General features: G+C 47.7%; 13 protein-coding genes and 1 pseudogene. 6 read left to right on the forward strand and 8 right to left on the reverse strand.

Annotation, left to right across the window (positions count from 1 at the left end):
• Window positions 1-10: 10 nt before the first annotated feature.
• The 4 genes from CXB77_RS02145 to crtD form a co-directional block, all read right to left on the reverse strand.
• Window positions 11-220, reverse strand: a complete 210-nt coding sequence (locus CXB77_RS02145; protein WP_105072612.1) for a hypothetical protein — start codon at window positions 218-220, stop codon at window positions 11-13.
• A gap of 35 nt (window positions 221-255) precedes the next feature.
• On the reverse strand, window positions 256-636 hold the full coding sequence (locus CXB77_RS02150; RefSeq protein WP_105072613.1) for a hypothetical protein: 381 nt from the start codon (window positions 634-636) through the stop codon (window positions 256-258).
• Between the two features lie 77 nt (window positions 637-713).
• Window positions 714-1,673 (reverse strand): carotenoid 1,2-hydratase, encoded by a 960-nt coding sequence (locus CXB77_RS02155; RefSeq protein WP_105072614.1) that lies wholly within the window; start codon window positions 1,671-1,673, stop codon window positions 714-716.
• 15 nt (window positions 1,674-1,688) lie between these two features.
• Complete coding sequence (gene crtD, locus CXB77_RS02160; protein WP_105072615.1) at window positions 1,689-3,176, reverse strand: 1-hydroxycarotenoid 3,4-desaturase CrtD; 1,488 nt, start codon at window positions 3,174-3,176, stop codon at window positions 1,689-1,691.
• A gap of 237 nt (window positions 3,177-3,413) precedes the next feature.
• On the opposite strand from crtD, the gene CXB77_RS02165 reads away from it, so the two are divergent.
• The 5 genes and pseudogenes from CXB77_RS02165 (at window position 3,414) to yegQ (ending at window position 7,091) form a co-directional block, all read left to right on the forward strand.
• Entirely contained in the window at window positions 3,414-3,818 is a 405-nt protein-coding gene (locus CXB77_RS02165) for a hypothetical protein (RefSeq protein ID WP_242445357.1), read from the forward strand.
• Window positions 3,819-4,022: 204 nt separating this feature from the next.
• Window positions 4,023-4,169, forward strand: coding sequence for a light-harvesting antenna LH1, beta subunit (pufB, locus tag CXB77_RS02170; protein WP_105072690.1), 147 nt, complete (start codon window positions 4,023-4,025; stop codon window positions 4,167-4,169).
• 30 nt (window positions 4,170-4,199) lie between these two features.
• On the forward strand, window positions 4,200-4,448 hold the full coding sequence (gene pufA / locus CXB77_RS02175; protein ID WP_105072617.1) for a light-harvesting antenna LH1, alpha subunit: 249 nt from the start codon (window positions 4,200-4,202) through the stop codon (window positions 4,446-4,448).
• 347 nt (window positions 4,449-4,795) lie between these two features.
• Window positions 4,796-5,460 (forward strand): annotated as a pseudogene (locus CXB77_RS20845) (ChaN family lipoprotein).
• A gap of 347 nt (window positions 5,461-5,807) precedes the next feature.
• The gene (gene yegQ / locus CXB77_RS02185; protein WP_105072618.1) at window positions 5,808-7,091 is read left to right on the forward strand and encodes a tRNA 5-hydroxyuridine modification protein YegQ; all 1,284 of its coding nucleotides are present in this window, start codon (window positions 5,808-5,810) and stop codon (window positions 7,089-7,091) included.
• A gap of 13 nt (window positions 7,092-7,104) precedes the next feature.
• Here the strand turns inward: yegQ and CXB77_RS02190 are convergent, their stop codons facing one another.
• From CXB77_RS02190 to CXB77_RS02205, 4 genes are all read right to left on the reverse strand, one after another.
• The gene (locus CXB77_RS02190; protein ID WP_105072619.1) at window positions 7,105-8,373 is read right to left on the reverse strand and encodes an alpha-amylase family glycosyl hydrolase; all 1,269 of its coding nucleotides are present in this window, start codon (window positions 8,371-8,373) and stop codon (window positions 7,105-7,107) included.
• 113 nt (window positions 8,374-8,486) lie between these two features.
• Window positions 8,487-10,502 carry a glycogen synthase gene (gene glgA / locus CXB77_RS02195; protein ID WP_105072620.1) on the reverse strand — a complete coding sequence of 672 codons (2,016 nt, stop codon included), beginning with the start codon at window positions 10,500-10,502 and terminating at the stop codon, window positions 8,487-8,489.
• 100 nt (window positions 10,503-10,602) lie between these two features.
• On the reverse strand, window positions 10,603-12,447 hold the full coding sequence (locus tag CXB77_RS02200) for an Hsp70 family protein (protein ID WP_105072621.1): 1,845 nt from the start codon (window positions 12,445-12,447) through the stop codon (window positions 10,603-10,605).
• Window positions 12,444-13,001 (reverse strand): DUF2760 domain-containing protein, encoded by a 558-nt coding sequence (locus CXB77_RS02205; protein WP_105072622.1) that lies wholly within the window; start codon window positions 12,999-13,001, stop codon window positions 12,444-12,446. The genes CXB77_RS02200 and CXB77_RS02205 overlap by 4 nt, the downstream gene beginning before the upstream one ends.
• Window positions 13,002-13,160: 159 nt before the next feature.
• Here CXB77_RS02205 and CXB77_RS02210 point away from each other — a divergent pair, with 159 nt between their 5' ends.
• Window positions 13,161-13,385, forward strand: coding sequence for a DUF2934 domain-containing protein (locus CXB77_RS02210; RefSeq protein WP_105072623.1), 225 nt, complete (start codon window positions 13,161-13,163; stop codon window positions 13,383-13,385).
• Window positions 13,386-13,501 lie beyond the last annotated feature (116 nt).

The following is a 13,501-nucleotide window of genomic DNA, read 5'->3' on the forward strand; positions in this document are numbered from 1 at the left end:
GAATAGTTGATTAAATTAAAAACTCAATTTTATCGGCTGCGCAGCACTCTAAATCCAATCGCTCTTGAATACGCCGCATGGTTTCATCAGCTCCAACAAAACCACTTTCAAGTGCCAATTGAGCTTTTTTGCCCCACCACGAATCATCAAGTGATTGCGGGGTCTCGCATTCAGTGGTAGGCAACAGTTCAACAGGTGGATGAGCATTTTTTTCGAGCATACGATGCAACGTCTATTGAATTTCAGAAACAATCGCTAAAAATCAAAATTTTCTTTATCCCAATGTGGCAGAACAGATTTTCGACTTCTGATAGAAATTTCTGTTAATCCTTCTGCGTCCCAACTCCAAGTAAAGTTCTCATCTGTTCCCGCATCTTTGCGATCAGTGAGAATGGCGTTTGCATAATTAAAATCAATTCTGCCCGGCTCGACAACATCGTATGCAAATGACACTTGATTGGTATCGTCATCACGAGTAATGCTGACATTTTCTAATACGGCATAATCTAAAATCATGCTGTTAAACAAATAACCAATCACTGCGATGAACAAAATTGATACGGTGACAAAGAGCGATTGATAGCGTTTTTTGGCAACCGTTGCTTCTTCTAACTTCTTTTCGAGAGAAATAGCCATTGATCATTACCTCATTAAAAACACATCTTTTTTTAAGCGCGGAACCATTGATAGCAGTCAGGTTCCGCGCCTTGTTATTACCAGCGTGGCATCCGATATGGCAATAAATGCTGCACCCACGCCGAACGAAACCGATCTAATGACAGGCTTTCGTGTACGGCTTCAACGGGACGCCCCAATAAATGCGCATTGATGACCGAGCGCGAATAAAACGGCGTGTCTTCTAATGTTTTCACCACGCTCGGTGGTGTACCTGCGTCCGATTGACTGCTGCGTGGCATTTGCCAAATTGGTGTACGCGGCAAGCGATGATCTGGCGGTGGCGCAAATTCATTGATTGAACCATCAGCATTGAAATGAAGTGCTAATGCCAGCGACGCATCATTGCGCCGTTCAACGTGATACAAAATTGCGCTTTCATTGCCGCCCATTTCTGCGCGTGACCAATCCCAATACACAAACGCATCTTCTAATGGTTCATCGCCCCAATTACGATCAAAATAAGCGTGTCCCGTCCATTTGATATTGGGATGTTCCAATTCAACGGTCACTCGCGCACTCGGTGCAATTGGTCGCCAACGATGACGTCCATTGCGATCCAAAGTGAATATCCGCTCATTGATAAAATTGGGTGTTAAATGAATCGTACCGCGCACCCGCTGCGGAATTGGCGTGCCAATTTCATTGAGTTGCAGCGTTAATGTGTCGTCGCTATTCCATTGAATCGCACTCGGCCCAATAGTTAAATTGGTTTCGGTTTGATTCACAGCGTTGGCGTGGCGTTCTGTCATTGTCCAGCGCCGTTTTTCACCGTATAAACAGACATTCATTGAACAATGATCACGCGGATCATTGCGTCCTTTGCGCCGTCCTTTGAAATAATACGGCGAAAACACGCTGCCAATAAACGCAATTAACGTTAATCCGTGTTGCCCGTCATCACTCAACGCATCGACATACCACCACGCATAACCACGCGGCGGCACCGTTAAATTGAAGTCTGGACTGGCGGGGCGATTTGATTCTGCAACAGCCATTATTCAACTCCTGATTCAATTCAATTGCGCTAATACTGCTTCGGCGGCAATTCGCCCAGAAATCGACGCCATTGGAATACCGGGACCGGGATGGACGCTGCCGCCGGCAAGATATAACCCAGCAATTTTTGATTCATTGCCAGGACGGTCAAAAGAACCGAATAAACCGTGGGTGACGCGCCCGAATACTGCGCCACCAGATGCGGGATAAGTTTGTTCAAAATGAACCGGCGTGGTCACGGCAATTTCTTGGTTGTCGGCAAAAGTTAATCCGCAATGCGCCAATAACTTCATTACCCGTTCTTCACAGCGCCGAATCTCATCTTCGGGAATGACTTGACTGTCACCACGCGCTGGTGCATTGACCATAACTAATAACCGCTCCGCTTCAGTCGGCGCAGGGGCAGCAGGATTGCCGCGATCTTGAGCGCAGATGTAGACGGTTGGATCAACTGGTAAACGCAAATCTTCAAATACGGATTTGAATTCTTCGGCGTAATCACGCGGGAAAAAGACGTTGTGATATTGCATTGGAAAACCCACAGGTTTTGCCAATAAGTTCCAAGTCACGACGGAATGAGAGCGTTTATCGGGAGTAATTTGTGGGGCGGCTTTTTTCGCTCGTGCGCCCAATAAACCTGCGCCCAGTGCCGAGGCATCGCCGTTGTAAATGACGGCATCGGCAGACAATCGCTCGCCATTTTCTAGCACTGCGCCAGCTGCGCGTCCGCCTTCAATGATGATTTCTGTGACTTTTTCGCCGTAGCGCAGCGTCACGCCTTTCTCTTCAGCCAGCTTTGCCACTGCTTCCGGCAAACCGTGAATGCCGCCCTCAACGGCGTAAACGCCGCGACTTTCGACATCCGCAATTAACATCAATGTTGCTGGTGCGTGATAGGGTGACGCGCCGACATAAGTCGAATAGCGCCCGAACAATTGACGCAGCCGTTGATCTTTGAAATAACCGCCGAGTGCTTGCCATAATGTGAATACGGCTTTAATTCGCGCCAATTCACTCATGCCACTCATTCCGAAGCGTCCAAAAATGGAGAGCGGCGTTGGTTGCGAGGAACGAATAAATGGAACTTCGAGGGCATTAAATACGCGCTTGGCGTGTTGCACAAAACGCAAATAACCATCGGCTTCCGCTGCGCCAGCAAAGGTGGCGATGGCGTCTGCAGAGCGTTGTTGATCGGCAAATAAATCGAGGCGTTCGTTCTGGCTCCACGCATGACGGGCGAGGATTTCCGCTTTATGCAGCGTGACGCGCTCTTTTAATGAAGCGCCAGCCTCGGCGAACATTTCCTCAAATATCCAAGGCATCGTGAGCACCGTCGGGCCGGTGTAGAAACTTTGGTCGCCGCGATGTTGCTCGCGGAGTTTGCCGCCGGGACGCGCACCACGTTCGATGACGGTGACTTCGCAACCGTTGACTGCCAGTTTGAGTGCCGCGCTCAAGCCGCCCATGCCCGCGCCGATCACGAGGATTCGTTTATTCCGCATGTGTCTGCCTTGTCTGTTCAACCGTGAAATTAAAGGGAAAATTTGACTGGATGCTTGCGAGATCGCGCCTTGCAAGATGAGCTGTGATTAGGTTCAAATGAGTGTCTAGTTCACTAGACATCTGGGCGGTTGAGTCTACCTGACAGGGGGCGATTTTGCACAGTCAGGCGGCGGTCGCTCATTCATCGTTCATTACACTATCTAATTGAGGAATCATCGTTGAATTACGCAGCAAGAATGATGTGGCCTGAGAAATCAGCGACTTGGGATTATCTCGGCGCGGCAGAAAGTTTGGACGATTTCGCCATGATGTACGCCACTGATAAGGCGCTGGCGGTGGGTGCCGAGTTTGTGGTGATTGAGAAAGGCGGCGCGGATTCAGACATTCAGTTTTTCAAAGTGAGCCGCGCTGATCCTTATGGCTTGATTCCGGCTGATCCGCGTGTGGAAAGCGGCGGCAGCAGTGTTAGCGCGACAACAGCGACGGCGGCGACTTCCCAAGAGTTTATGCAGGAGCAGAGCATTGGCGAAGTGTGGAAGGCGATGTACAGCAATATCTTCTTTTTCGGTCGAGTGTCTGGCACGGCATTTTTAGTGTTTTTAGCGTTTATTGGCATTGCCAAATGGTTCGATTTGTGGTGATCGCGGAAGATTTTCGTGTGCAATCATCGCTATCGGAGAAGTGTAAATAAAACTTGACGCAACTGAATGTCAGGTTAGACTAACACCCATGCGCTGCTGATGGCTTCGATTCTGGACTTAATAACAGGGTTCGCAGCCTGACGGCAAGCCTAGTTGCACATCATTTAGGTGTGCGTCACTTACAGCCAAAATGAGGATAAGTCGATGGCAGAAGCAGCAAAGAACCTGTCTGGTTTGACCGATGCACAAGCAAAAGAATTCCATGAGCATTGGAAGCATGGCACTTGGAGCTGGGTGATGATCGCGTGCGCAGTTCACGTCGTCACTTGGGTCTATCAACCCTGGTTCTAAGAACTATTTACTTTTCTGAGGAGATTTCCAATGCAAGTACCTGTCATGTTTGCCGATCCATCTGTTGCCGCTCCTAACCATCCTGAAGAAGATTGGAAGATTTGGACCGTTATCAATCCAGCAACTTGGATGGTGCCTTTCTTCGGTATTCTGTTTGTTCAGATGTGGATGATTCACAGCTATGCACTGGCTCTGCCAGGCTACGGCTTCAAAGATTCCGTACGCGTCGCTGCGCCTGCTGCTGTTGTTGCTCCAGTTGCTGCAACCCAAGCTCAGTAAAAACCAGTCTTTCGCGTCGATAGGCGGTGATACCTTGCGTATCATCCGCCTATTTTTTTGTCTAGCAAAAACACATCTATAATCAAATCTATTAGGATTTGATGTTCATGTTTCTTCTGCAATAAGCCACTCTTTTAGTCAGTAGATTTCTATATGTTTTTGTCATACTGATATTCATGGCATGACATCAAGCATATTCATCAACATCAAAATAATTAGGAAAACAATTCATGTCTTCTTTACTATTTCGTATTTTGACAACCAGCATCATTATTTTTACAAATGTCGTTGTAGCAACACCGCCTGAATTGCTAGTTACTGTATTAGATACAACGCAACTTACTACAATGAATCAATTATTAGAACGCATTACTGATCAGCGGGTTATTTTTGTTGGCGAACAGCATGATCGTTATGAAGATCATCTCAATCAATTAGCAATTATTGAAGGTTTACAAGCGCGAGGACATGCACTTGTCATTGGCATGGAAAGTTTCCAACAGCCTTTTCAAGCAGCACTTGATGCCTTTATTGCTGGCAGTATTGATGACGCTGAATTATTACGTCGCACTGAATATTTTGAACGTTGGCGTTATGATTACCGACTATATCGACCATTATTACATTTTGCTCGCAGCCACCGAATTCCAGTGATTGCACTTAATTTAGATGTAGAATTAACCAGTAAAGTAGGTATTAGCGGTATCGAAGGATTAAATGAAACTGAGAAAGCAAAAATCCCACTGATATTGATCGCAGTAATTCCTCTTACCGACAACGTATTGAAGCGGTTTTTAATCAGCATCCGAATACACAAAAGATTAATTTTGAGCATTTTTTAGATGTGCAACTACTGTGGGATGAAGGCATGGCAGACCGAGCTGCACAAGCACTAATTATTATCCTGATCGCACACTTATCGTATTCGCTGGAGCTGGACATCTCGAATATCGACAAGGCATTCCAAATCGATTATTACGACGGAAAGCAGTTAACATTGCGGTATTATTGAATGGCACAGCATATACACCTAACACAACAATTGCCGATTTTTTACTATACCCACAATCAGCAGAATTACCACCGCAGGTTTACTTGGCGTAATGCTTGATCCCAGCACCGATGGTAACGGAATGATTGTAAAGATTTTGTAGATTCAAGTGGTGCAAAAATAGCAGGGTTAATCGTTGGCGACCGTATTATTCGTATTGGAACAACACCCATCACTAACTATTCCGACATTCGCATTGCACTTCTCGATCATGCACCTAATCAAATATTGCCAGTTGAAATTGAACGCAAAAAACTTGTCGGTAACAGTGAACACCTAACTTTTTTAGTTAAATTGAATTAATCATCATGTTACATCGTCCTGAATTACTTTCGCCTGCCGGAAGCCTTCGCAATCAACGTTATGCTTTTGCTTATGGCGCAGACGCAGTATATGCAGGGCTACCGCGTTACAGTTTAAGAGTGCGTAATAATGACTTTAATGCCGCTAATCTCGCCATTGGAATTACTGAAGCACACGCACAGGGTAAACGCTTTTATTTAGCAACTAATTTAATGCCACATGGCGCAAAAATACGCACATTCGTTACTGATCTTGCTCCAATTATTGCATTAAAACCAGATGCACTTATTGTCGCTGATCCAGGTATTTTACTATTAATACGCGAACACTGGCCTGAGCAATCAATTCACCTTTCGGTACAAGCGAACACAGTGAATGCAGAAGCAGTGCGTTTTTGGGCAAAACAGGGAGTTGAGCGCGTTATTTTATCGAGAGAACTATCACTTGATGAAATTGCTGATATTCGTGCCGCCTGTCCTGATATTGAATTAGAAGTATTTATTCATGGTGCACTGTGCATCGCTTATTCTGGACGCTGCTTATTATCAGGTTATTTTAATCACCGCGACGCCAATCAAGGCAGCTGTACTAATTCATGCCGTTGGCAATATCGATTAAAAAATGCCGAACCAAATGTTGAGCATCATCACGCAGTAGATGCTGTTTATTTATTGGAAGAAGGTAAGCGCCCCGGCGAATTGATGCCAATTTTCGAAGACGAACATGGCACTTACATTCTCAATTCACGGGATTTACAAGCGGTTGCACACATTGAGCGATTAGTCGCAATTGGAATTGATTGTCTTAAAATAGAAGGTCGTACTAAATCACATTATTATGTCGCACGTACTGCGCAAGTTTATCGAGCAGCAATTGATGATGCACTTGCCGGTCGCACCTATCGTCCTGAGTTATTGTTAGATTTAGAAGGCTTATCTAATCGCGGCTATACCGAGGGCTTCTATCAGCGACATTCAGCAAGTGAATTACAGAATTATGCAGATGGAGCATCACGCAATCATCGCCGTATTTTTGTTGGTGAACTGAATGAACGCGATGACACGACAGAATGGGTAAAAGTGACGGTTAAAAATCGCTTTGCCGTCGGAGATTATTTAGAACTGATAACCCCAAAAGAAAATCAGTTGTTTCAATTAACACAGATGCAAACATTAGATGGTGAAGTACTGTTAATTGCGCCCGGTTCAGGTTGGCAAGTACGTATTCTATTGCCAGACATAGATGCGCAAAATGGCTTGTTAACTCGCGTACTCGATCACACGAGTTAATAAGCGGCTTTGATTAGGGCGTGGTGACTAAAATACGACCCATTCCCGGTGCAAGTTCAAATTCAAAAGGAGTTGGCAAATAATCCATTGGCCATTCCGGAGATACATCAAGTAGTGGCGCTGGTTTTTTAAGATAACGATACAAATTATCGATTTGTAAATGCTGACGATTCCATGGGTCTTTATTAATGATTAGTAATGCTTCACCCGTACCTTTGGGATGACATTTGTGTAATAACAACACTGCTGAATTCTGTAATTCAATTTTTTTAATCGCGCCTTCGCTCTGAAATACCGGATAATCGTCTTTAATACGATTGATCTCAGCAATAAAATGCGTCAAATCAACATTGGGTGTTTCCCATTGTTCCGAACGAGTGTTCACTACATCAAGGCGGCTGCGAAAACCATACTCAAAGCCAATTGGAATCATCACTCCAGTTGAAAAAAGCGTTGCAAACAGATAACGCTGTTTCATCGCATTCAAGTTGCTACCGGACTCGCTAAATAAACGCTCGGTATCGTGACTTTCTGGAAAGCTAATTGATGGTGCAACATAGCGCGTTAATTCATATTGATCAAGCAACCAATCACTACTGAAATCCCACCACTTTGAACTGTTAAAAACTGCATCAAAACCAGCCGTAGCGGTATCCTTAGTTTGTTCTGGTGAGCATCCAAGAGTTTCAGCAATAAAGACCGTATTTGGGTGCATTTTACGAACGCGCTGAATTAGTTGCGTCCAAGTTGCTTTAGGGAGTTGATAAGCGGCATCACAACGAAAACCACGAAACCCAATACCAATTAAATATAACACCAATTTAACGCAGTAATCTAATAGCGCAGTACGAGCTGATGAATTAGCGTGATCGAATTGTGCTAAATCATACCAAACAACTTTACTACCATCAGGTTCAACACAAAATGGATTGGCAACTTTTTTACCATCACGCAAAAACCATTCAGGGTGTTCTTTAACTAAATCAGAATCAATAGCACAGTGATTAATAACGAGATCAATCATCATTGATAAACCATGATTTTCGGCTTGCGCCACCATTGCTAGCACCTGTTCTTTAGGAGAAATATCAGTGCTAGAATTTAGAAAATCTTTGTTAATTGCAAAGTAATCGGCAATTGAATACAGGCTGCCTGAGCGTCCTGTTTTCTGAATTGGATTGACAAATACCCAATCAAAACCCATCGCAGCAGCACGTTTCAAATGTGGTTCCCAGCGATCAAAATGTCCAGCAAGCCGTGGAAACAGATTATAAATCTTCATTACTTTATTTACCTTGCTGCAATTAGCAGATATCGAGAATACGAAGTGTTATTTAATCTGAAGACGTCACATATTAAAATCATGTGACGCTAAGATTTTATAGATAAAACAATTTAAACATCGCGGATGTAATCGTAGATGTTCAAATAATCTTGTCCCGGTACATTCCACGAATAATCCGAACGCATGGCGTTTTTCATCAATTCACGGAAATGATCGGGGTGATTGCGGTAGCAAGCGATGGCACGACCCAATGCAGATTCAAGACCTGGATTATCGTAATCTTGGAAAACGTAACCATTACGCGCATGAAGCGGGCGATCAGAAAAATCTTTATCAAATACGGTGTCGGCTAATCCGCCAATTGCACGGACGACTGGAATAGTGCCATAGCGTAATGCGATGAGTTGCGTGAGACCGCAAGGCTCAAAACGACTCGGCACTAACATCATGTCTGCGCCAGCATAAATAAGATGTGATAAATCTTCATCAAAACCAATTTCTAAATGACAGTCAGGGCTGTCATTGAGCATCCGTTTTAATCCCCAGAAATCGCCGTTAATTCGTTCATCGGGACTAGAGCCAAGCAATACAAATTGTGCGCCGCGTTCCAAGGTATAAAAAATGGCGTGACGTACCAATTCAAGACCCTTTTGTGGATCAAGTCGCCCAATAAAAGCGACAATTGGTTTGTCATTATCAGCGAGCATTAAGCGGTGACGCAGTGCCCGTTTATTGTCGTATTTACCCTCAATCGTTTCAATGTTATAGCGCGTCGGAATTTGATGATCTACTTCTGGATTCCACACGTCGTAATCAATGCCATTCACGACGCCACCGTATTTAATATGATGGGTGTGTAATGTTGATTCTAAACCAAATCCTTGCCCTTGATCTTTGGTTTCAAACGCATAACGCGGCGATACGGTGGTGACGAAATTCGCGTAAACGATGCCACCTTTAAGCAAATTCAAGGCGCGAGGATGACGATTATCCGCCATGCGCGTGGGATCAAAAAATCGCTCAGGTCGATGTAAACCAGTGGCATGAAGAATCTCAACACCGGTGACACCCTGATGTGCAAAGTTATGAATTGTTAAACAAACTCGTGGATGCGTCATACCCAGCGATTGATAAAATTCATACAAAAACACTGGAACCAATGCGGTTTGCCAATCGTGGCAATGAATCACGTCGGGATGTTTGCCGGATTTCCATAAGAATTCCATTGCGGCGCGAGAGAAAAAAGCATAACGCAGCACATCATCTTTGAACCCGTAAATGCTGCCGCGATTAAAGAAGTTATCCGGTGAATGCGGTTCAATGAAAAAACATTTGCGGTCATGGACAAAACCAAAGAATACAGTGCAATGAATTGCGCCGTCATACCAAGGCACCCATAAATCGTGATAAACCTCTTGCATAGCATAAATTTGGTCATGCCGCATGGAGGAATACTTGGGCAAAATGATTTCAACGTGATTGCCGCGAATTGCTAATTCACGACTTAAACCAAATACGACATCCGCTAATCCACCTACTTTAGCGACCGCAGCCAATTCTGGCGTGATGTGTACAATAAATAGATTGGGACGCGCTGGTGCGGGCGGCGGTGGTTCAGCAATAACTTCTAGTGCCCGTTCTGGCTCTGGTTCTATTGCTACAACCGATTCAGGTTCAATAACCGATGGAAATGCTGGTTCCAGTACAAATTCTGGGGTTATTTCAATCATCACTGTCGTTTCAGCAGCAATTGGAATTTCTGCAACTGCGGGTGCAATTTCATCTGTTGGTGTGACAATGATTTCTGCGTTGACGACCTCGGCAATCGCAGCAGCAACCGGCACGTCAACAGCAGGCTCAATCAGTTGGGTTGCTTCAGATTTACTTGTAGAACGCCGCCGTGATTTGGTTGTCGCTGGTGCGGAATCGCCGCTCGGTTCCACTGCCGATGCAGTTGGTGCATGTTCTGGCGCAGGCGCAGCCGCTTTAATTTCTTCTGTAGTCGTAACCGCGACGGGGATAACGTCTGGCACAACAGTTTCTACTGCTGGCGCAGCGGCAGTGGGCTTGACCGCGCTAGGTTGCACAGTCGGTATCTGTTTTGATCCAGTTGGCTTTTTTGGCATTCGCTTGCTTCCTAACGCAGTGTTATTTCGTCAAAGATCAGGTGAATAATTGTAACGCAGTCAGTTTGCACCACCGCCGTTATCTCTCAGCGTGAATCAATCATGCCTGATGACCACGCGTATTAAATGCAACATTCCAGTGTTCTCCGCCAGCATCCACCGGAATTGCTGTCAATTCGAGCGTTCCAACTTCGGTGACTGCTGCCTGCAATTGCACGGCGACAACTTCGCCCGGTTTGCGCGTGGTGGTCGAAAGCGTGGTTTGAATTTCCGCCATTTCGTCCAGCTCATCCGCGTTCCATTCTTCCAATAAATCGCCGACTTGATCCTCGCGGCGCACGCTGGAACCGAAAAACCGAAACCGCACCGGCTCGCCGACCACCAGCCCGAATTCCTGTGGCGGCGCAACCGGCGGCGAACCTTCTTCTAATCCAAACGGAACCACACATAGCGCCTGAATTTCCGGTTCCATGCCGGGAATTGCCGGCATCGCACTTTCCACGCCGACGTAATAACTGTGCGACGTACCGCCGCGAATCCGCACTCCACCATGACGGCGAACATGCGCATGAAATGCTGCGCCCCGCGCCACGGCTAAGTCCAAATCGCGGGCAATTAACAATCGCGCTGCTGGGGCAGATTCGCTCGCCAGCCATTGATTGAGCACTTCCAGCACTCGCGCTTGCAGCGGCGTGGCTTTGAACACGCCGCCGTTAAACAGCACTGCCGTCGGGCGCAAAAAGCTGGCGTCGGGATGCTGCGCCACAAAACCGGCGAGATCGCCAGTTGCGCCAGCTTGACGGGCGAGAAAAGCGGCGAGATGGCGCGTGACGGCTGGGTCTTGGGCGTAAGGCAAACCGACTTTGGTCAATGCGCCGCGTGGACGATTGACTGGGCGAGCACTGGCTGCAACCGCTGGGAAAAAGCCCTCGATCAAACTGGCTTCGATTTCAGCGCGGGTCAATTCGGTACGAATACTGCCGCCAATCAACCGCGAACCGCGACTGGGTACGACCACCGGAACCTGCGCCAGCGTCGCATCAGCCAGCAGCGTTTCCTTCGCCTGCCGACAACCGTGCGTGAGCGCCTGCACTTGCCAGCGATCCAATTCCACGCCGGTGTGCGCCAGCTTGGTTTTCAATAAATACGCCAGCGCCAAATCCATGTTGTCGCCGCCGAGTAAAATGTGTTCGCCGACTGCAACCCGCGTCAGTTCTAACGCACCGTCATTTTCCGTCACTGCGATCAACGATAAATCCGTCGTGCCGCCACCGACATCGACCACCAAAATCACATCGCCGACCTGCACTTGCTGCCGCCACTCGCCTTCGCTGTCATTCACCCAGCTATACAGCGCGGCTTGCGGCTCTTCCAACAGCACCAGTTGCTCGATGCCAATCGCTCGCGCTGCTTCGGCCGTCAATTCCCGCGCTGCCGGATCAAATGATGCGGGCACTGTGACGGTGACGGCTTGCTGATGCAGCGGCGCGTAAGGATGCAGCCCGTTCCACGCATCGCGCAGATGGGCGAGAAATTGCACGCTGGCGTCAAACGGGGAAATTTGCGGAATTTCCGCTGGCGCTCCTGCCGGTAAACAGGCGGCTTTGCGGTCGATGTCGGGATGACACAGCCAGCTTTTGGCGCTGGAAATCAAGCGGATTGGCGTGGTCATTCCTTGTTGCCGCGCCAGCTCACCGCCGATGCGGGTGGCGTCGGTGTGCCAAGGCAAACCGAGATCGCCGGCGCGAAATTCATCCCGGTGCGGCAAATATAAAAACGAAGGCAGCAGCGGTCGCGCTTCCACTGCGCCGGGCGAAACCAGTTGTGGAATCAACAGCAAGGCTTGAACAATCTGCTCGCCCTCGCTTTTTTCTGAATCAACGTAAGACAACGCGCAGTGCGTCGTGCCCAAATCAATGCCGACGGCATAACGCGGATGATTCACAGTTCCACCTCCGCAGCAGCGAGGATGCGCAGATCGTGGGTGCTGGTGAGTTGTGGCAAGCGGGTTTCGGCGACGCGCCAACCGCGATGCAGCAGGGTTCCAGTAAACGGCGGTTCACCAACGACTTGTCCGGTCGGGCGAATCGCGGAGGCATCAAATCCGCGCTGCAGCGTGACGCGGCTGCCTTCCAGTTCGTCGCGCACTGGCGTGATGGTGAGATATTCGTTGAGTACGCGCTGGCAGCCGTGATGCACCACGCGGGCTGCTGCGCCAACTTCTTGATCGGAATAGCTTTGGATGTTTTCGTGCAGGAAATCGACTAATCGCCCCTCGCGTTGCAATAAACCGAGCAACAGTAATGCGGCATCGGGTGCAGCAGTGGCGAGTGGAATTGCGGCTGGCGCTGGCGCAACAACAGAAGCTGGCGGCGAGATGTCGTCATCTGTCGCCAACTGCGCGACGGCTTGCGCAAAATCTGGGTCTTTGAAAATACGGCGAAAACTGCCGAATGCGATCAGTGTCCTCCGAAATACGGACGGCGCTGCTGTGGTCATGGAGAGTTCCTCTGCGCTGAAATCGGGAGAGATTAGGATTGCGACAAGCTGGCGGTGCGCTTAATCGACCGCTGATCTTTGCTGCAAAAAACGCGATTATACGTGTCTCAGACCCAAGCTAAACGCGGATCACGACAATCTGCTGGAGAATGTTGATTGATGACGACATCTTGTATTAAGACTCCAACTGCCGAACAGCGCCACGAAATGATTGCGCTGGCGGCCTATTATTTAGCGGAACGCCGCCATTTTGCGCCGGGGTCGGCGGATGCAGATTGGTTAAACGCCGAACGAATGATTGATGCGCTGATTGCTGCGCAGTTGATTGGCGCAACGACCACACCGGAGCGCGTTCGTAATGCGCTGAAATTCAGTGTGGCGTGAATTAAATCGGCGCAAAAAAAAGCGCGACGATGTGTCGCGCTTAAAAAAAATTACCACCAAAGGAGGATGGAGGAATGTACTGGAGGATCAAACTTCAGTACATCAGTAGTTTCTAA

This window comes from Chromatium okenii (assembly GCF_002958735.1).
Classification (GTDB): domain Bacteria; phylum Pseudomonadota; class Gammaproteobacteria; order Chromatiales; family Chromatiaceae; genus Chromatium; species Chromatium okenii_A.